Annotated in this window: 17 protein-coding genes; 7 read left to right on the forward strand and 10 right to left on the reverse strand. The window is 41.6% G+C overall.

What is annotated here, in order from left to right; translation table 11 throughout:
- The first annotated feature begins 167 nt into the window (after positions 1–167).
- Together hflX and lipB are read left to right on the forward strand one after the other, a co-directional pair.
- The gene (gene hflX, locus ABFX33_RS22400) at positions 168–1,358 is read left to right on the forward strand and encodes a GTPase HflX (RefSeq protein WP_257096638.1); all 1,191 of its coding nucleotides are present in this window, start codon (positions 168–170) and stop codon (positions 1,356–1,358) included.
- Between the two features lie 58 nt (positions 1,359–1,416).
- Positions 1,417–2,112, forward strand: a complete 696-nt coding sequence (lipB, locus tag ABFX33_RS22405; protein ID WP_346088376.1) for a lipoyl(octanoyl) transferase LipB — start codon at positions 1,417–1,419, stop codon at positions 2,110–2,112.
- A gap of 122 nt (positions 2,113–2,234) precedes the next feature.
- Here the strand turns inward: lipB and ABFX33_RS22410 are convergent, their stop codons facing one another.
- The 3 genes from ABFX33_RS22410 to ABFX33_RS22420 form a co-directional block, all read right to left on the reverse strand.
- The gene (locus tag ABFX33_RS22410) at positions 2,235–3,455 is read right to left on the reverse strand and encodes an SH3 domain-containing protein (protein ID WP_346088378.1); all 1,221 of its coding nucleotides are present in this window, start codon (positions 3,453–3,455) and stop codon (positions 2,235–2,237) included.
- Between the two features lie 199 nt (positions 3,456–3,654).
- Complete coding sequence (locus tag ABFX33_RS22415) at positions 3,655–4,026, reverse strand: hypothetical protein (protein ID WP_346088380.1); 372 nt, start codon at positions 4,024–4,026, stop codon at positions 3,655–3,657.
- 202 nt (positions 4,027–4,228) lie between these two features.
- Positions 4,229–4,642 carry a hypothetical protein gene (locus tag ABFX33_RS22420; protein ID WP_346088382.1) on the reverse strand — a complete coding sequence of 138 codons (414 nt, stop codon included), beginning with the start codon at positions 4,640–4,642 and terminating at the stop codon, positions 4,229–4,231.
- 108 nt (positions 4,643–4,750) lie between these two features.
- Between ABFX33_RS22420 and ABFX33_RS22425 the strand changes: the two genes are divergently transcribed.
- From ABFX33_RS22425 to ABFX33_RS22435, 3 genes are all read left to right on the forward strand, one after another.
- On the forward strand, positions 4,751–5,521 hold the full coding sequence (locus ABFX33_RS22425) for a hypothetical protein (protein WP_346088384.1): 771 nt from the start codon (positions 4,751–4,753) through the stop codon (positions 5,519–5,521).
- 709 nt (positions 5,522–6,230) lie between these two features.
- Positions 6,231–7,919 (forward strand): HEPN domain-containing protein, encoded by a 1,689-nt coding sequence (locus ABFX33_RS22430; RefSeq protein ID WP_346088386.1) that lies wholly within the window; start codon positions 6,231–6,233, stop codon positions 7,917–7,919.
- A 422-nt stretch (positions 7,920–8,341) separates the two neighbouring features.
- Positions 8,342–8,890 carry a YcxB family protein gene (locus ABFX33_RS22435; RefSeq protein ID WP_346088388.1) on the forward strand — a complete coding sequence of 183 codons (549 nt, stop codon included), beginning with the start codon at positions 8,342–8,344 and terminating at the stop codon, positions 8,888–8,890.
- Positions 8,891–8,920: 30 nt separating this feature from the next.
- Here the strand turns inward: ABFX33_RS22435 and ABFX33_RS22440 are convergent, their stop codons facing one another.
- Together ABFX33_RS22440 and ABFX33_RS22445 are read right to left on the reverse strand one after the other, a co-directional pair.
- Positions 8,921–9,559: an NAD-dependent epimerase/dehydratase family protein gene (locus ABFX33_RS22440; protein WP_257096621.1), complete on the reverse strand. Its 639-nt coding sequence runs from the start codon at positions 9,557–9,559 to the stop codon at positions 8,921–8,923.
- A gap of 76 nt (positions 9,560–9,635) precedes the next feature.
- A complete protein-coding gene (locus tag ABFX33_RS22445; protein WP_346088390.1) occupies positions 9,636–11,216 on the reverse strand; it encodes a Na+/H+ antiporter in 1,581 nt (526 codons plus the stop codon).
- Between the two features lie 185 nt (positions 11,217–11,401).
- Between ABFX33_RS22445 and ABFX33_RS22450 the strand changes: the two genes are divergently transcribed.
- Both ABFX33_RS22450 and ABFX33_RS22455 read left to right on the forward strand, forming a co-directional pair.
- Complete coding sequence (locus ABFX33_RS22450) at positions 11,402–11,770, forward strand: hypothetical protein (protein ID WP_346088392.1); 369 nt, start codon at positions 11,402–11,404, stop codon at positions 11,768–11,770.
- 2 nt (positions 11,771–11,772) lie between these two features.
- A complete protein-coding gene (locus ABFX33_RS22455) occupies positions 11,773–13,185 on the forward strand; it encodes an aminotransferase-like domain-containing protein (RefSeq protein WP_346088394.1) in 1,413 nt (470 codons plus the stop codon).
- Between the two features lie 4 nt (positions 13,186–13,189).
- Here ABFX33_RS22455 and ABFX33_RS22460 read toward each other — a convergent pair whose 3' ends face one another.
- The 5 genes from ABFX33_RS22460 to ABFX33_RS22480 all read right to left on the reverse strand — a co-directional run bounded on the left by ABFX33_RS22460 (position 13,190) and on the right by ABFX33_RS22480 (position 19,370).
- Positions 13,190–13,972 carry a hypothetical protein gene (locus tag ABFX33_RS22460; RefSeq protein WP_346088396.1) on the reverse strand — a complete coding sequence of 261 codons (783 nt, stop codon included), beginning with the start codon at positions 13,970–13,972 and terminating at the stop codon, positions 13,190–13,192.
- A gap of 681 nt (positions 13,973–14,653) precedes the next feature.
- Positions 14,654–16,300: a PepSY-associated TM helix domain-containing protein gene (locus ABFX33_RS22465; RefSeq protein ID WP_346088398.1), complete on the reverse strand. Its 1,647-nt coding sequence runs from the start codon at positions 16,298–16,300 to the stop codon at positions 14,654–14,656.
- A gap of 6 nt (positions 16,301–16,306) precedes the next feature.
- Positions 16,307–16,585: a hypothetical protein gene (locus tag ABFX33_RS22470; protein WP_257096602.1), complete on the reverse strand. Its 279-nt coding sequence runs from the start codon at positions 16,583–16,585 to the stop codon at positions 16,307–16,309.
- Positions 16,586–16,595: 10 nt separating this feature from the next.
- A complete protein-coding gene (locus ABFX33_RS22475) occupies positions 16,596–16,928 on the reverse strand; it encodes a hypothetical protein (RefSeq protein ID WP_346088400.1) in 333 nt (110 codons plus the stop codon).
- A gap of 30 nt (positions 16,929–16,958) precedes the next feature.
- A complete protein-coding gene (locus ABFX33_RS22480) occupies positions 16,959–19,370 on the reverse strand; it encodes a TonB-dependent siderophore receptor (protein ID WP_346088402.1) in 2,412 nt (803 codons plus the stop codon).
- Positions 19,371–19,428 lie beyond the last annotated feature (58 nt).

Below are 19,428 nucleotides of genomic sequence, written 5' to 3' on the forward strand. Positions count from 1 at the left end.
TTATTTTGAGTTGCCCTGGTAAGCAAATCACAAAAAACTTATTGGTTTTTCTTAAATTCACCTTTTTCAAAACAAAAATTAAAAGTGGAAGTATGATAAGAGGCAGACGATCGCTATGAACATAGCTGAACGCGCTCCATACACTACAATATACTTAATAGTACAAAATGGCCAGAATTAAAATACACGATACAGCAATAAAACCCGAAACAGCCGTCTTGGTCAGTGTGATCACCCAAGGCGTGACTGAGGCAAAAGCAAGGGAATATCTGGAAGAACTTGAATTTCTCGTACAGACAGCCGGTGGAGAGACCAAAGGCATGTTTACACAGAAATTAGCTTTTCCGGATAGAGCGACATTTGTCGGTAGCGGAAAACTTGAGGAGATCAAAGCCTATGTCGAAGCCGAAGAGATCGACATTGTTGTCTTTGACGATGAGTTATCCCCATCCCAATTACGTAACATCGAGAAAGAGCTCCAACGCAAAGTCTTAGACCGTTCCAATCTGATCCTGGATATCTTTGCCCGACATGCGAAAACTGCACAGGCAAAAACCCAGGTGGAACTGGCCCAATTGCAATACCTATTACCACGATTGACCCGCTTGTGGACCCACTTGGAGCGTCAACGCGGGGGTATCGGTATGCGTGGTCCCGGTGAATCGCAGATCGAAACCGATAGACGGATTATCTTGGACAAAATTTCGTTGTTCAAGGAGAGACTGAGAACGATCGACAAGCAGAATGAAACCCAGCGCAAAAACCGTGGCGAGATGATCCGCGTAGCTCTGGTAGGTTATACGAACGTTGGTAAATCAACGATCATGAATATGATCTCCAAATCTGACGTATTGATCGAGAACAAACTTTTTGCAACGCTGGACACTACGGTACGTAAGGTCGTTATCGACAATCTTCCGTTCCTGTTGTCCGATACGGTAGGTTTTATCCGCAAATTACCGCATCACCTGGTGGAATGTTTCAAATCTACATTGGATGAAGTCAGAGAAGCAGATGTGCTGATCCACGTGGTGGATATCTCACACCCTAACTTTGAAGACCATATTCAGGCGGTGAATGAGACATTGAAAGATCTGAAAGCTTTAGATAAGCCCGTTATTACAGTCTTCAACAAAATTGACTTGTACAAACCGGCTGTTGAAGAGGGACACGATGGTGAAGAGGTAGAGATTACATTGGACGATTTCCGCAATTCATGGATGGCGAAAAACTCCGATCCGGCGATCTTCCTATCTGCGACAAACAAGACAAATATCGAAGAGTTCAAACAGACACTTTACGATATCATCGTGAAGATGCACAATGAACGTTATCCATACAACAACCTGTTGTATTAATTTGACAAACATGAGGGCGGATCGTTACTGACGATCCGTCTTCTTAAAAAAATAAGCAATGAATAAAGTGGTGCAGTTCCAAGATTGGGGACTTGTAGACTATCAGGAAGCCTGGGACAGACAAGAGTCCATCTTCAAGGAGGTATTAGACGTCAAACACGACAATCGGGTCAATGCGACAACAACAGACACGCCAAACTACCTGATTTTCACAGCCCACCCCCATGTCTATACCTTAGGAAAAAGCGGACACGAAGAATACCTGCTCCTGGATGAGAAAGGCCTGGAAGAAAAAGAAGCGAAGTTCTATAAGATCAACCGTGGCGGTGATATCACCTACCATGGACCGGGTCAGATTGTGGGATATCCGATTCTGGATCTCGACAACTTTTTTACCGATATCCACCTTTATTTAAGGACATTGGAAGAAGCGATCATCTTGACCTGCGCCGATTATGGTGTTCCGGCGGGGAGATACCCCGGATTTACGGGAGTCTGGATCGAACCGGACAAGCCCACGGCCCGCAAGATCTGCGCGATGGGCGTGCGCGCCTCACGCTGGGTCACCATGCATGGCTTCGCCTTTAACGTCAATACAGACCTGGATTATTTCAGCAATATCATCCCATGTGGTATCGACGACAAAGACGTGACCTCATTGAAACGGGAACTTGGTCAAGAAGTCGATATGGATGAAGTGAAGGAAAAACTTCGCGGACACATTGCCAGACTTTTTGAAATGTCAATTATATAGATCAGAAACAACAATAAACGCGCAAGGACCTGCTCAATACAGGTCCTTGTTTGTTTATGCTATCCTTAAAAATAGGAAATCCTTTAGTAATCCATTTATTTCTTTAGTCCCCTATGCTGCGATTAACAATAGTACATACAGTCGTAGCTAAACAATTTACCATCTTTAAAGGTAATGATCAGTTGACCTGCATCGCCATTTTGAAGACGGTACACATGCGGCTCCTCGATCATATTTGCGGAGAGCATATCGCCAAAATGATTGATAAAATCCCTTTCAGCGTAATTGGCATCCATATGTTCATTGCCCATCACCAAGATCTCACCATCCGAAAAGTATAACTTATAGACCGTTCCGAAGACCTTCTTTTTGTCATTTTCTTCGAATGCCACGATCATATTCGGAGTTTTATAAAAGTAACGCGGTTCCCAGCCACATTCGGGCATATCCGGTATCTCGGCAACACGTTGCATCTTTAATTGATTCATCTGAGCATCCTTGATATCTCCGTCCACGAGCGACACCCCTTTCCAGATAAAATGTAAGTTCAGCGCCGTCATTTTCTTTTCATACGCTTCAAAATCCGGCTTTTTATCCAGTTTACTGGCCAGTAGCAATTCAAAATCAATATCGACTTTCGGATTTCCCACCCCATAGGCGGCATAAGATTCCTTCCAATATGACAGGGCCGGCTTCAGATTTTTCGACTCCCGCCAAGCTAACTCCCGCAATCTCCCCACCTGAACCAGTTCTTTTTCTTGATCCTTACCTTTTACCGCCAAATAATCTTTCAGTACTTTATCATAGGTCAGTTCGGAACCCAAAAACTTCAATTGCACATATTCAGGCTGTTCATGAAAATGATCACCGATATACACCCAACCGTCGGTATATAAAGGGACATAATCAATGCATAGCAATTCATTGAGTGGTGCGCGGCGCACAGCGGTGCTTGTCGTTGTAGGCGCTTTACGGACACGCAGTTCGGACACCTGCACATAATAGTGCGGGCACTGATACCCTTCGACGCCCCGATAAAAATATTTAGCGGGCTCACCGGCAGATTTTTTTCCGTCCATGAAATTCTTCAGCGGTTGCCGGTCGATAAATCCGATATCGCCGTTGCTGACCTGCACCTTATACTGCCTATTGGTCGAGTCGAGCAGATAAATCGGCGCTTCAGTGGCAAATACCCCCAAAGGATCATTGTTATTTCCAGCCTCCCGATAGAGATAGCCCCACTTGGATGTATACACAGGCCGTTCACCCGCTGGCTGCGCCATGCTTCGGTTCACAAAACAACTGTATAGGATACAGCACAGGAGTAATACTTTTCTAAACATATAGCTTGATTTCTTTAAATAGCGATGCAGATAACCATCAAAGTCGGCTAAATCCGTTGAAAACTATCCCTAAGGGCAACTCAACATTTTTAACATAACAATAGCCCGCTGATACTTAACAAAAATAGGCAAAAAGGAGGCCAAGGAAATCGCTATAATCAGCTATTTAGCGAACGAAGGGTTGATCTTATTTTGGATTTTATTTCCGATTCAGCAGTATCACCTGTCCCTCCAAAGCGGAAATTGTTTTTTCCTGCGCTTTGATCGTCTGTTCAAGCGCGGCGACCAATTGTTTGGAAACTGACGAACCTTCGGAACTGCTCGCAGCCATCTGCGGTTCGGGGCTAACGGCTCCCGCAGTACGCATCATTTTGCCTTCGCCCAACAATAACCAAGCAGGGCTAATATCCGGATGGCGGGTCAATATCGCAATCATTGCATCCGAACTCAGCGCTGTATTTTTCTGACCGCCCTTAAAATTGGCATAGGAGAGCCCCACATCTTTAAAAAATTCAGTTTTACTGATGCCCTTTTTTTCAGCGATCAGCAATACGCGTTCTTTTACGTTCACAATTATTCTACTTTTAAGACGCTATTATTTTAAACCAAACCACAAACCAAATCTCCCGTTTGTGCAGGAGTTTATCTTTGCAAAAAAGCGAGACCCGCTAATTCCTGTTGATTCCACAACGATTGAACAACTTATTCCCATGCAAATAATGACCAATTAGCTTCCCGTCTCGGAGAAGAAAACAAAAATTTATGGTTAGAATCTATTTATTCCGCAGCCATTCAATCTCTTGCTCAAATGAAGACAATAATCTCTCTAAAGACATAATTGTCTTCTCTTGAGATTTAATAGTCATATTTTGAGAAGCGATCAGTTGTTTTAACGTATTAATCTCCCCATTCGTGATTCCCTCCAACTCAGATGTTAGATACGTTTCTTCACTATCCTTGGCCAAAACAGGCTTAAGCATATCCCCCTCACCTCTCAATAACCATTCTGAGGAATATTTGGGATATTTTTCAGCAAGATTGACCAACCACTTAGCTTGAACATCAGTATTATTCGCCAATGCACGTGTAAAAACACCCTTACTAGCCCCAATTGATGCTTCTAAAGCGGACACACTTATCCCCTCTTTTTCTGAAACAATCTTAATTCTCTTCAATATAGAACTCATTTACGAAAATTTTAATATTTTAAATTTGTTTTGATGAAATATAGTTCTTAAATTAGCTTTACAGAAGATAATTATAAACACACTATTTAACCAAAAAACATTCCTAGCATGAAAAATACGCAAAAGAAACTAAAAGCGAAACATTTTCGCTATTTAAGCAAGGATGTAGTCAAAAATCCAATGATCTATATCAGGGATTTCTATCGCTATGAAACAAATATTATTTACTGGATGAATCATATTCAGCTTTTTGTCAACGCAGCAACTGTCCCCGAAATGACAGATCGCAACTTTGCTGAAAACGGATATCATTGCAAACAGATGATCAAACAGATTGAAGCAGCTTATGTATTTTTTTACCAATGTCAACTTCCAATACAAGAAGCCCCATTAGATTTCTTTTCCACAAAAGAAGACTACCACAACTACCTGTTTAAACTGGAATTTACCACCAACGGACATATAGCTCCTGCGGATACCATCAGTAAGTTTTTCTCCTACCAATCTCTTCAAAAATGGTATGAGACCATGGATGATATCATGCACTATCTAACGGTACCCGATTCGGGGAACTACGAATACTTTGGTGATCAAATTATTGCCATACGCGAATTGCTGATTCGCCTCGCTTTCGCTCTACACTATATTTATGAAGATGAAGGAATTTCCTTGAATGTTCCTTCCTATGTAAAAGCTATAAATGATGAGCCTCATCAGTCTACCGAAAAGAAGACCAAATTACGACAGTTCATTGAACAAAGTATTGATAAAAAATATGCTCAAAAAGAAGCACAGGAAAATAGCAATGAAATAGATGAAAACCAAAGTTTGGAGACATCAGAAGTTTCTGCAAGCGAAAACAGCGACTTAAAACGATAAAATCTGATCCTCTCACTTCCGCTGGAGCCACCGAAAACAGCATAAACCGAGTGAAACGAGCTCATGAATACATGTGAAAATAAATACTTATGAATAATACCTCAATCAAAAAATAGTTGATAAACAGATAACCTAAAGAGATGAAAAAGAAAAGTAGAAAAATAACGTGGAGAGAATTTAGATATCTTCATAAACATCAGTTCAATGACCACTTGTCGACGCTCAAAAAATTTTCAGAGGATAAAAGAAACTGTAGTAAAAATTTCTTGCATTTTATCAACATGTGTTTATGCAAAGAGATCCGCTGTAAGGATTTTAACTCGACGCATACTTATCTAGAACTCGGTAAAGCTATCGATCTTGCTTGGCTGATATTTAACAAATCCGGATTAAGAAGAAAGAATATAAAAGATATTCTTCCAAACCATAGCGACGAGATTGATTGCTCCTGTAATTATCTCGAAGGGGTATATCCTCCTGATTTTTTGACGAAAATGTTTAGTTATCAAAGTCACAAAGACTGGCATACTGCTATAGACGAACTCCTCTTTTCCTACTTAGACCCAAGTTTTAGTTGCACTTTTTTAAGTTATTCAGAAGATCTCATACCCCTTCAAGAGATACTCTCCGATCTCCCAATTGCTTTGAGAACCATACATTTAAATGAAGGAAAAATAGATAAATAACCACAACACCAAACCAATCAATTATGGACACCGAACTTACTCCAATCATCGAAGCTATTCTTCGCGCTATTGCCGTCGATGAAATCTACCAATGGACTTACACCAATGATGGTAAGAAATATCAAATACTGCATATTAACCGCTTATCAAATACAGCAATTCGATGCATAGATCCCCTTGCCGCGATTAATAAGATTATCAAGAATCACCCAGACTTATACGTCAAAATACACTTCACCCATGAGATACAAAAAAAACTCGACCAAGGATTGGGACGTACCTCTCTTATTTATCAATCAGAAAATCGCATTTACCAAAATCCAGCGCAGGAAATTCCACTTGTATTACCCCAATATACTCCAGCTGAGGTTATCGAAAGAACCAGATCATATATCGACCAAGAGAAAAGTAAAATCAGATCGTTTATAGATGGACACTTTTTCTATCTGGATAGTAACAACCATGCACACGCAGCCTTTATGCTCCATCAGGCCATCGAACTCTCTCTAAGAACCGCAGAAAAACTTCTCTTAAACGATGAAAGGAAATCACATTCACTTAGAGGTACCATAGCCCATCTCAAAACTTTTGACGCTAAATTGGCCAAATTGATAGACAGCGAAGAGGAAAAAAAAGCACTTGAAAAGATTGATGAGGCCTATGTTGGTTATCGTTACAATCAAGATTATACGATCGACAAAAGTCTATTAGAAACAGCTTACCAAATCGCAATAAATGCGTTAAACTGGATCTACGATTATTCCAACCTTTTATTCGAAGAAATCAGAGAAAAACTTAGCACCAAAGAACCGCAGCACGGGGAGACTGAAAAATCCAAAAATAACACTGTTATTTACAACACAAATCAATGTAACAGCAACTACCGCGATCTAATCTTAAATGTTCTGGAGTTACACTGCACCCCTTCCTTAGCCGCCTGCTTCGGTTATCATTCCGATCAACATAAGCACAATAGTCCGCTCCAAAACAATAAAGAAAACCAGATAACGTATGCTTACTACCTCTTTATCGCGTATGATAGCCTAAATACTGACCTCGCTAACCTACAACAAAAGACCATGGATCTGCTGCCGAAAAATGTGTCGCTGACCTTCGTCACTGAAGAGACAACGCACTTTATCAAAAAACTTTCCAAAGGCCATCCTTTCTTTCTATCGCTAATGAAAGTCGGTGATATCTGGTTTCAAAATGCAGTAATTGAAAATACCAACCCTGACAGCATCGTTGCACCTCAACTTGACCTGGATTATGCACGTCAGCAATGGCGCAATCGCTATAATAATGCCCGCTGCATATACAATGCTTTTGAAGACAATTGGCTTTTTTGCATCGAAGGTGGATATCATGCCTTATCACAAGTTTTAGAACAAATCTGTCTCGGTGTTATCAGTACTGTTCTACAATACAAACCTCAAACTGTTGGGCTCCACTTTTTAATGAATCTCTGCCGATTAATTGTTCCCGAAGCACATGCGACCTTTTGCCTGAACAATAGCGACCATGTTAAACTGTTTAAAGAAATTATCAAAGCCCAACAGGAATTTAGATATAATGCCAATTATAAAGGAGATCCATTCGCTATTATTAGATTACAGCAACTTACAAAGCTGTTTATCGAAAGATGTAACAAAGAGATGGAAGATTACTTTGGGAAAATAGCAAGTGCTATTCAGGTCGAGAAAATAGAATAAATACCTGTGTACGTCAGGCTACATTTAATCAATATCGGAATCCAAATCCTACCACTCCATTCACTAAAAGTAATGCTTTTTAGTGAATGAACTCACCAAAAAGCATTACTTTTGGTGAATAGCATAATTCTTACTGCGTTTAGTCAAGCTCTGGAAGCTTGCTCGTGACTAATCCCAACCTTATATTATCGGCTCTCTACTGGTATGAAATATAGAAACAACATAAATTATTTTCATACCTTCAAAGGAGGTCGATCCGCCATTATAAGATTACGGAACTTACAAAGTTATTTATCGAAAAATACAACGAAGAGATAGAAGATTACTTTGGAAAAATAGTAAGTTGTTAAAAAGACATGTCAAATTATTTGCAGATAATCGGAAATATTCCGATTATCTCACCAATTTAATACATTTACCTTATGAAAGAACTTCAACTAACCCTTTCCGAGCAAGATCAACTGGATGCATTACTGTTCAGCATGTCCAAATCACCCCAAATAATTAAAGCTTGCAAAAAATCACGATTCATGTTTATGCTACTTATGCTGATACTTGCCATCCCGTTTTTCTATTATGAACGTCAACTGGCCATTCTGATTATCGTAGTCAGCGTAATCGCCTTTCTGTTCTTTCCAAAATATCTCGGGATATACTACAAGCGCTATTTCACTAAATATGTCAAAAGCCCTGAATTCCAAAATCGGATCGGCATTCTACACACAATCAGCTTTGAAGATAATTATCTCCAGATCAAAAGCACACAAATGGAGTCCAAATATCAATATGATCAGTTTGAATATATCACCGAAACGGCTTTCGCATTTTTTATCAAACTAAAAATGGCCGATCAACTGTTTTTTCCAAAACAGCAGATCGAAGATACCGCCGAATTTAAAGCTTTCCTGACAGCGCTCAGCCAACGCCTTCATATCGCCTATCAGGAGGAACTGGACTGGAAGTGGAAATAACAGTCGAAAGACCTTATGTCCATCCATACACTAAGCCAATGCCCTGATATCCTTGATTTCCAATATATTTTTTACATCGTCCCGCTCCACAGCATGAATCATCGCCCGCCCTACCTCATGTAGCGACAACACCGCCGAAGGGGCAAAGAATTTTATAATCTTGGCAACAAATGAAAATGGATTGGCATGTTTCTGTCCTGCAACGGTGGTCATTCCGCCCGGCCGGAAATTGTATTCCTTCTTAAACGGCAATTTCGCCAGATCATTCTCCGTCTTGCCCTTCACTCTTGCCCACATCACCTTCCCTTGCTCGGTACTATCCGTACTCCCACCCGACACGTAGATAAAGCTGATTTCGGGATTGATCTTCAACAGCGATTTTGCAAATGCCAATGTCGTATCATAGGTGATATAGCGGTATTTGTCCTCCTTCATGCCAACCGAACTGACACCTGCGCAATAAAAACAGGCATCATAGCCCCGAATCTCCGTCTCAACTTCGGAAAGATCCGTGAAATCCTTAACCAAAAGTTCTTTTAACTTTGGATGCTGTATATCAGCAGTACGACGTGAAATGCTCAATACCGCCTCTACTTTATTATTTTGAAGACATTCCAATAAAACACCTTCTCCGACCATTCCTGTGGCCCCTGTTATTATAACTTTCATCGCAATTCAACTTATGTACCAAGCCCAAAGGGCTACAATTATTATTATTTATTCAGATCAATAGGATAGCACGGCATTATATCATGCGCAAGCGCTCTTCCTCCAGATCAATCTGATAGAGCTGTGAACGGATGAGATCTTCATCAATCTCCGACCCGCTGTTCAATTTTTCCAGATATTCACGCTGCACATCCAGCAATTCAATGAAAATCACTTTCGTGCGCTCATTCATCCACGAATCATCTGCAGCATTGACTTTTTCCTCCCAATGTCGCAAAATCCTCTCCATTGCCTCCCGATTATGCTCTTCTTTCTCATATTTATCTTTGAGAAACTGATAGACATGCTGTTTTAAGCCTTGCTTCATCTGCTGTTTGGCAACTTCTTCAGGCGCATCTGCAAGCACGGCATCAAAGAGCTTCGTTCGCTTGATCAGATAGGGTAAAGTGAGTCCCTGAACCAAAAGGGTTGAGAGAATGACGACAAAGGTGATAAATAGAATCAGATGCCGCTGCGGAATCACAGTACCATTCATGACCAAAGGAATGGAAAGCGCCGCTGCCAGGGAAACCACTCCCCGCATCCCCGTCCAACCCAGTAATAGCGGCATAAAGAAACGTTGCTTTGAAGACCGCGCCCTAGGTGCCACACTTGGACGAAAGATAAGCGTCGCAATCATCGCGGCATAGGCACTGATCACACGGGCAAGGATAAGGACTGCCGTCACCAAGAGACCGTAACCGATCGCCTCCCGTAGCGAAGTACCATTTGCACGCAAGCCGGCAACAATCTCGGGGAGATCAAGACCGATAATAAAAAATACAATCCCATTCAGGATAAACACAAAACTCTCCCAGACACTCAGCCCCCGCACCCGACTGGTACTGTTCAGAAATTTAAGCCGCTGGTTGGACATCAACAGACTTCCCGCAACCACAGCCAGCACCCCCGAACTGTGAAACTGCTCGGCAATCCAGTACATAAAATAGGGTTCGATCAAGGTCAGTGCAATATCCGAAGGTGCATCCGTCGGTAGGCGTTTATGTGCCTGAATAAAAAACCAACCCAACAGAACACCGATACCTACTCCACCGACCAACATCCAGATAAACGATACCGCTGCCTCCTGCCATACAAACTGCCCCATACCCACGGCTATCAGTGCAAAACGGACAATAATTAAAGAGGAAGCATCATTCAGCAAACTCTCCCCTTCCAGGATTGCAGAAGTAGATTTTGGAACTTTCACAAACTTCATGATGGCCCCGGTACTGACGGCATCTGGCGGGGAAACAATACCCCCCAACAGAAATCCCATTGCGAGCGTGAAACCCGGAATATAATGATTGGCAACCACCGCAACAGATAACGCTGTGAAGAAAACGACCAAAAAGGCAAAACTTCCAATTATACGCCACCATTTCTTCATCTCCTTATACGAAATCGACCAGGCAGCCTCACATAGCAAGGGTGGAAGGAAAATCAGAAAAATAACATCCGGATCGATCGTAACAACGGGCAATGTTGGAATAAAGCTGACAATCAAGCCCGCCAAAACCAATAAAATGGGATAGGCTACCCGAAGTTTCGTAGCCAGCATTTCGAGCAATACGATTGCCGTAATCATGGCAATAAATAACGGGAACAAGTTATGCATAGGCTGTCATAATTTATTGGTCTTGAGACATATCATTAACTATTGTAAATATCTTAAATGGAAATTAAAAACCATCAACTCCCGATCATATTTTTTACTTTTTCATCTGTACCCTAGTTTTACCCCAATTCTGTACCTCAAATTCGGCCTGTACCCTTCTTAAATTAGCAAAAAGATTTATTGCCATGTCGACTTCAACACATCAATCGTATTCCATCAGACAGGTTGATCTCTCTGATCTCTCCCTACTAAAAAAGGTTCAGTCCGAAGTGAGCAACAAAAACTTGCTACACATGCCTTTTCTTTTGCTTGCGCAAAACGAAGAAATAGCAGCTGTTTCTTCTGCTACGGTCTCCGAAAACAACAGCCTTACTGTTGAAATTTCTTATCGAACTGAAGTTTCCGAAAACTTATCAACGGTATTTAAGCGCAAAGCGCTGGCTTATTACGAACAACAACTTTTAAATATGTTTGGCAGCGAAGAAGCACTAAAAAGGGGAATCCGTCATTTCCATGATTGGGTAAATCCAACCGGAAACAGTAAATTAGTATAAGTATGGAGCAACAATTGTATAAAAAAATTGCAAACATCGTTGAGAACCAGATCAAAAATGGCTCTTTGACCTACGGTGATCGTCTACCTTCAGTCCGTAGTGCGCAAAAATTGTATAATGTGAGCTTAAATACGGCAAAGAGCGCCTACATGGAGCTCGAGAGCAGATCCCTGATTGAGTCTCGCCCCAAATCTGGCTTTTTTGTCAGCCTGGCCGGCCAGCGCCGGATGTCCATCCCTTCCATCTCAACATTTAAGATTGATGAAAAGAAGCAAGATCCCGCGGCATTGATTGATAAAGTTTTTCACTCGTTGGAGGATAAGGAAATTACGCGATTCTCTTTGGGACTGCCCAGCCCTTCTTTGCTCCCCATTCAGAAGCTCAATAAATGTATCCTGGAGACAGTACACGAACTGCACGATTACGGCGATCAGTACGGACAGGTGCAGGGTAGTCCGACTTTACGTAAAGAGATTGCCAAATGGTCGCTCGTACTCGAAGGAAAAATAAGCGACGAAGATCTGATTATCACCTCGGGTGCCATGAATGCCATTTATAGCTGTCTCCGCGCGGTTACAAAACCCGGTGATACCATTGCCGTGGAAAGTCCGCTCTATTTTGGTTTTATTCAGGCGTTTCAGGTATTGGGATTGAAGACCATTGAGATACCGACACATCCCATTACAGGTATTGAACTGGATGCCCTGAAAAAAGTAATCCATAAAATCGATGTATGCTGCTTTGTCTCCAATTTCAGCAACCCTTTGGGTGCACTTATGCCCGATGAACATAAAAAAGAACTTGTCAAGCTCCTCGCTTTCCATCATATCCCTTTGATCGAAGACGACCTCTATGGAAATATTTATTTCGGAAGTTCAAGACCCAAGCCCTGTAAATACTTTGATGAGGAAGGTTTGGTCATGTGGTGCGGATCTGTCACCAAAGTATTGGCGCCAAGTTTTCGGATCGGTTGGGTCGAACCAGGACAGTACAAAGACAAGATCCTTAAACAAAGGCTGATCCAGACCATCTCGCAGCCGGCTATTTATCAGGAAGCAGTGGCCAAGTTCCTTCAAATCGGAAGGTATGACCATCATCTCAACACCTTTAGAAAGAAGTTGTACAGCAATTATATCAATTTTAGAAACAGTATTGAGGCCCATTTTCCCGAGAACACCAAAATGTCACAGCCCGAAGGTGGTTTTGTGCTCTGGTTGGAAATGGATCCAAAAATTGATTCTACGGTACTATACGATTATGCGCTAAAACAAAAATTGAGCTTTGCTCCAGGCCGAATGTTTACTCAACATGATCAATTCAAAAATTGTATCCGACTGAACTATGCCGTCGATTGGAACGAAAAGACAGCAAACGACCTAATGCGATTGGGCCGCTTTTTTAAAGCCGTCATCTAATCGGTTAATCCCAGTCAACCTCATCATCGTGACTTGGTAAGATAGGCGGTGGCAGTTTATCTGATTTTTCTTCGGGGAATATCGTATGCTTACCGCCACGGATCAGGAGCGCATCGAAAATTTCACCAGTCATCAAGGTCCCACCGTTGGACATAAATTCTTCACGCCCATTAGGGGTCGTCAACCAACACCTAACTGTCGCTAGGCATAAAATAACAGCATCTTTGCAGTCCTCCATTGCAAAAGTAATTCCACGATTCACTTTGTGATCTTCTTTTCTTAGCTCCAAGGTTTTACTGCTATGGTAAAATATAGTATTGCGATCATCTAGTTTAATCACCACACAATATATTTTTATGTCTATTTTAACTAGTCTTTCATGAATTAATTCAAATTTACGGAGGCCTGCCAAATGGAGCTGGACCTGAACTTGCTGCTGGGCTTCATCAAAATGTACCATTGGATGATTCATAAAGAAATTGCTCCAGCTGACCCGTTTGGAGTACCGGAAACCTTTCAAAGGGAGTACTGATCCATACCCGAGCCGTAAGCTCCCGAGATCGTGCTCCCGATCATTACGTACGGCCTCATATAGTACATTTTGTAACCGTAAATAGGTACTACGCTCACAGGCGACTCGTAAAATCGATTTTAAAATCTGATACAATCGGCTCGCCAAATTACAGTTGTACGTAAAATCAAGTCCTGTTAACTTGCTATTTTCACTCAGCTCATAGGCGTCCCCTCGTTTGCGTTCTTTTTTACTCTTGCCGGAAGATTTCCTCATCCCATTAAGTTAAATTGGTATACTTTAAAAATACAATAATCGTATGAATTAAACAATACCCCCTTTAACAACACATACGACCAAGATAGCTAAGATCCATAAAGTCCCTTCAACTCCCTTAAAGTCCCCTCAAGTCCGTTCAAGTGCCAACAACATTCGAGTACGCTCCGTACATGCTTCGCCCCAACCTTGGGATTGCCTTGGTAATGGTTCGACATTTGGTCGATTCAGCTTCGGTCAATCATCGACAACAGGGCAAACAACAGCCAAAGAACAGTCAAACCAAACCCGACGTTGTCCCAACGCAGTCCCGAAGCAGTAGCAACGCACACCCGAAGGATCTCCGAACAACTATCGAACAAGGGGCAACAGATCAGCGGAAACGCGCTACCCGTCCAGTACCGTACCTCCGCCCAAATTGTATAAGACCAAAAGTACTTTATAGGCGCTTTAGCTGTATCTTATATATGCAAGGGGCTGCCTTATTCAAGCAACCCCTTTGCATATTTTTTATAATACGTAATGTATAGGTACCCAACGAGATGCAATATATGACTTGGAATTATATGTTTGCCCTAAGAATTTCTACATTAAGGAGCGAAATCTTAGGGTAAAAAGCATCAAAAGGAGCTTTGAGAAAGCCTCCAAATAATAAAGGCGTCTTAAAAGGACGCCTTCTAATTACTGAATTTTTTGAAAGAATTTTTTTGTCTTATAGAAGGCCAATAATCCGATGATACCAATCATCAACCAAAGAAAATCGACAACAAATAAATCACGTTGACCGTCAACAAATGTTTTCCAAAGCCAATTATGTGTCACCAGGCCATTGGCTATCGGGACGACAAATGCAAGGATGCTTCCAACCAATAGCGTTTCGCGATTTGTCCTTCTTATACTGCGACGAATGATATAGTAAAGTGACAGCAGCAACCATGCGTAAAAATAGACCCGATAAATAAAGTCCTGATCAACTTTAGGACTGACTTTGATCGCAACAAATGTAATCGCTGTAACCGGGAGCATCGTCAAACATATCGCCGTAAAAACATTAGCAGCCCAAAAGTTGAATTTGCGTTTTCTTGGAATGACATTGTTTTTATCCCGCGCAACCAACCAGATCAGAATTCCTGAAATAATAACCAGACAGCCCATTACTCCCAAGATAAAATAGACCATTTTGAGCGGATATCCACCATAGTCGCCATAATGCAAACGGTAGATAATACTGCGGACATAGTCCCCATAGCTCGCCCCTGTTAAGGGTGATTTCTCTTCTACAATTTTATTATCGGCCACCTTCATGGTCAATATTCCAGATCCGGCAAAGCTGCTGTTAAAATGCGGTTCAAGCTCCATGATAACATGCATATTTGAGTCCGCATAGTTTTTTACGACAATACGATGAAACTCGCTTTCCGGCCACTTTGTCTTTGCCATGTCCAAGAAAGGAGCGATTTTCACATCCTTATTCAAGGATTTATAGCTATACGCATAGTCCTCCTTAGCGGATACACCAATATCCTGATACATTTTCTGCTGATCGCCATCGTACAGCAATTTGCTGAAAGGCAATGCCAAAACTGAATTAACAATCAGAAATGTACCTGTAACGGCAAAAATAAACTGAAAAGGGAACCCAATCACCCCTAGGGCGGTGTGCATATCTGTCCAGACAGTCTTCCATTTGCTGAATGGCCTAAACACGAAAAAGTTCGACACTAATTTGTCCCAATGCAATAATAGCCCTGTGATCAGTGCAAATAAAAAGATAAAGGCTGTAATTCCGGCAACGAGGTATCCGAACGGCGCTATTCCTATGCTAATGGGTACTTGATTGAGTTGGGCCAGAAAATGTAAGCGGAATAAAAACTCGCCCATATCATAGTTCTGCGCATAGTCTCCTACTTTTTGATTGACAAAATTATAGGTGAAATTTTTCGAATCATCATCTCCACCTCTCCTTCTCCGGCCTTTCTTTTTTTCCGCTTTCTGTTCAGGCGTAATCTTGGATAGGTTTTCCTTATTGAGTATCGTGTCGTTTGACGCGGTGTACCCCACATAAGCAGAAGTCCCCTCCCGGTGCATATAGAAGTTGATATCACGCCCATGGAGGTTGGCTTCACCCTTTAGAGAATCCAGAAGCTTGTCGAAGCTCTGATGGTTTTCCTTGTATGTTTTGTACGACGCATTATTTTGCCAGGCTGCAATCTCATTTCTAAAAAAGGCAAAGGAACCTGCAAAAAATATCACGTACAGGAGCGCACAGATGATAATGCCACTGATGGTATGGGTATTAAAATAGATATTGTAATTTCTGTTGTTCATGATTGATTACATCTTTAACAAATATGGCAACGAAAAAACCACCGCCAAGAGTAAATAAATTCCCCATATTTTCCATCCGCTTTTGGAAAGAAAAGCCAGGAGCATCAGAACCGCCCAAAGTAGATAACCTGTAAATCCGGCAGTCATCACAACATCTTTTTTCTCAAAAAGGTTAGTCAACAATACATGAAAAGAGAGCATAACAACATAACCGCCGATAAATCCGGCCGTAATCTTCAGGAATCGTTGCAAGGGCGAACTCAGGTATTTTTTATTTGCTGGCATAAGAAATCAATTAGGATATCAAAAATTCAACACAGAGACTGACGGCATACAATCCGAGAACTTGGTACCCTGTTAAATAACGGTAAGGGTTCAATAAAACGACAAGACTCATCATGCACATGACATAGGCAAAAAAAGCAAAGAATCCAGCACCAAAACCCTGTACATAAAGGATTACCGCAAATGGTAAAAGTAGCAGACCAATACTCAAGATACGCACAGACTGAGTCTGCGCGCAAAGCTTTTTCAACCACTCGGGTCTATGCTGGAACTTCACTTTTTTACTGCTGTTGTAAAAGAGGTAAGCGCCAATAAGTATAATTATTAAAAGTGTGCTATACATCGTATAAATGATTTATATAGAATCGCTTAATTAAAACTTGTAGGTTACACCTAGACGGAAGTTGCGTCTTGCCTCAACGATATAAGTATAGTACATAACACTGTTCTCAATTTTAGCATTTTTCGCAGTTGTTGATCCGGCAGTCATCAGCTTACGGTTGTCTAGTAAGTTATTGACCATCAAAGAAATATTATATCGGTTTCGTTGGTAGCTAATACCACCATCTGTACGTAAGTAATTCTTAAAATTAGATTCCTTTGTTGTACCAATAGCACGATCAAACATCCCCTGAACACTTCCAATAAAACCAACACCTTTTAATGGACCTTGTTGCAAACGATAGGTTACCCAAGCATTCGCGGTATGCTTTGCCGTATTAGGGGTTATATTTCCTATGTTTTCCACTTTAGTATCTTTTGAGATTTTAGAGTCCGTCAATGCATAATTCGCATTGACATTTAATCCCTTAACAATTTCACCCGTGATATCAAACTCAATTCCTTTGGTCGTTGTCTCACCCAACTGCATCATGAAATAACCGTTGCCATTGGGAAGTGGATGGTCAAAGTCTGTAGCCGTTGCATTCTTGCGTTTGATCTGATAAGCACTCAATGTAGAAATCCATTTTCCGCCAGCCCATTCCTTCTTCACACCGGCTTCCATGCTATTGCCGCGTATTGGCTTGAAAGCATTGCCTTCCCAGTCAGCTCCCGGTACAGGTACAAAGGACTGGTCAAACAGGGCATAAACACTTGTTGAAGGCGTGACCAAATAGTTTAATCCTACCCGTGGGCTCCACACCTTGTCCTTTACCGGATCTGCACCTGTTTTTGAAACTACACTGGATGTGGTAAAACGCAGTCCCAAAGATAATTTAAGACGATCCTCGAGGAATGCCATCTCGTCATGAACATAGAAGGAAGTATATGAGGAGCTTGTAATATACATTTGGCTCTTTGCCCGTTCCTTAATGCTCAAGGTACGGTCAACCTTTGGAAAGACGGACTCAGGAATACCATAAACAGGATTATAAACATTGAGTGGAACTGAAGGGATCGAATCCAATATGGGACTAAAATCGCCCCAGAATTTTTTATTACCATAATCCACACCTGCCAAGATCCGATGTCTAATACTACCTGTTCGCTCCTCACCATTAAGGGAGAGCTGTCCAAATTTATTTTCACCATGCTCATCTGCTGTACTATAGTATCGCGGCATATTTCCTTCCGCTGTCATATAGTTCAACCAGGTACTGGTTGCTTTCATGTCGAAATTAAAATAAGCGGCTTGCGCATGGAATTTCCACTTTTGGCTAAGTTTTCGATCAAAATAAAGATAGGCGCTATGATCTCTCAGTTTACCGGGTTCCATCCCCGGATCACCATAGAAAAAGTCGTTGGCAATACCTGGGTCAGCAAAACCCTTTGGTGAAAAGGTATAATTTCCATTACTTAAGTAAGAAGATCCCTGAAAGGTATATTCTGCCGTAATAGCGGTCAATGAGTCGATATTATACGTCAATACCGGAGCGATGACAAGACGATCACTATTATTGTATTTGGTAAAGAACTTTTTTTTCTGACCTGCAACGTTCAGGCGGTAAATTAATTTATTGCTTTTGGTAATCTTTCCATCCAAATCGACAGCGCCGCGGTATAGATCAAAACTTCCGGTATTGAGTGTCACGGATCCTTTGGTATGACCTGTCGGTTTTTTGGTGACGACATTGTAGAAACCTCCCGGCTCACCACTAGCAAGCATAAAACCCGCTGGACCTTTGACAAACTCGATACGTTCGATCATGGATACATCCTCCGCGGTAGGCCCCCATGAAGCCTCGATATTCATACCATTACGGAAAGCAGGGATCTTGGATCCGCGCATGCGGATATTGGCGTATTGATTGTCCCAGTGTCCCTGACGTGTTGCACCGCTGATATTACGTGTGATGCCATCAACAATGTCGAAAACCTGTTGATCGGCCATCAGATCTGAAGAAACTACCTGGATATTTTGTGGCAGCTCCAAAATTGGTGTCTTTAAACGTAGTGATCCGGATATGCTGTCGAATTTATAGTTCTGATAATATTTTCCATAAACGGCAACCTCATCGATAGACTCAGACTGGTTGCTGAGCTTAATCTGCCCCAGACGACTATCTTCTCCATTAAGGACTGCTGTCATCGTATGTTTGCTGTAACCAAATGCTTTGATCTCGATCGTATACGTATTCGGAGCAAGTTTATAAAAAGTGAAGTGTCCATCACTATCGGTACTGGTCGTTACACCTGTATTCGATAGTTTAATTGTTGCACCCGAAATAGGTTCGGATTTTTCATTGACAAGGATACCGTCAATCTTCAATTTGCTCTGCGCCTGCGCCACAGAAAAAATTGAGCTGATCATCGGAATAGCTAGAAAGGATAAAGTTTTATTCATGCGTATTTCACTGGTAGATATGTAATAAAGAATGGATTCATTTTGAATGTGAGATTTA

The sequence above is a fragment of the Sphingobacterium ginsenosidimutans genome, assembly GCF_039536865.1.
Classification (GTDB): domain Bacteria; phylum Bacteroidota; class Bacteroidia; order Sphingobacteriales; family Sphingobacteriaceae; genus Sphingobacterium; species Sphingobacterium detergens.

Coding starts and splice junctions, on each gene's coding strand:
- hflX (WP_257096638.1), top strand. CDS start 168: ATGGCCAGAATTAAAATACACGATACAGCAATAAAACCCGAAACAGCC.
- lipB (WP_346088376.1), top strand. CDS start 1,417: ATGAATAAAGTGGTGCAGTTCCAAGATTGGGGACTTGTAGACTATCAG.
- ABFX33_RS22410 (WP_346088378.1), bottom strand. CDS start 3,455: ATGTTTAGAAAAGTATTACTCCTGTGCTGTATCCTATACAGTTGTTTT.
- ABFX33_RS22420 (WP_346088382.1), bottom strand. CDS start 4,642: ATGAGTTCTATATTGAAGAGAATTAAGATTGTTTCAGAAAAAGAGGGG.
- ABFX33_RS22425 (WP_346088384.1), top strand. CDS start 4,751: ATGAAAAATACGCAAAAGAAACTAAAAGCGAAACATTTTCGCTATTTA.
- ABFX33_RS22430 (WP_346088386.1), top strand. CDS start 6,231: ATGGACACCGAACTTACTCCAATCATCGAAGCTATTCTTCGCGCTATT.
- ABFX33_RS22435 (WP_346088388.1), top strand. CDS start 8,342: ATGAAAGAACTTCAACTAACCCTTTCCGAGCAAGATCAACTGGATGCA.
- ABFX33_RS22440 (WP_257096621.1), bottom strand. CDS start 9,559: ATGAAAGTTATAATAACAGGGGCCACAGGAATGGTCGGAGAAGGTGTT.
- ABFX33_RS22445 (WP_346088390.1), bottom strand. CDS start 11,216: ATGCATAACTTGTTCCCGTTATTTATTGCCATGATTACGGCAATCGTA.
- ABFX33_RS22450 (WP_346088392.1), top strand. CDS start 11,402: ATGTCGACTTCAACACATCAATCGTATTCCATCAGACAGGTTGATCTC.
- ABFX33_RS22455 (WP_346088394.1), top strand. CDS start 11,773: ATGGAGCAACAATTGTATAAAAAAATTGCAAACATCGTTGAGAACCAG.
- ABFX33_RS22460 (WP_346088396.1), bottom strand. CDS start 13,972: ATGAGGAAATCTTCCGGCAAGAGTAAAAAAGAACGCAAACGAGGGGAC.
- ABFX33_RS22465 (WP_346088398.1), bottom strand. CDS start 16,300: ATGAACAACAGAAATTACAATATCTATTTTAATACCCATACCATCAGT.
- ABFX33_RS22470 (WP_257096602.1), bottom strand. CDS start 16,585: ATGCCAGCAAATAAAAAATACCTGAGTTCGCCCTTGCAACGATTCCTG.
- ABFX33_RS22475 (WP_346088400.1), bottom strand. CDS start 16,928: ATGTATAGCACACTTTTAATAATTATACTTATTGGCGCTTACCTCTTT.
- ABFX33_RS22480 (WP_346088402.1), bottom strand. CDS start 19,370: ATGAATAAAACTTTATCCTTTCTAGCTATTCCGATGATCAGCTCAATT.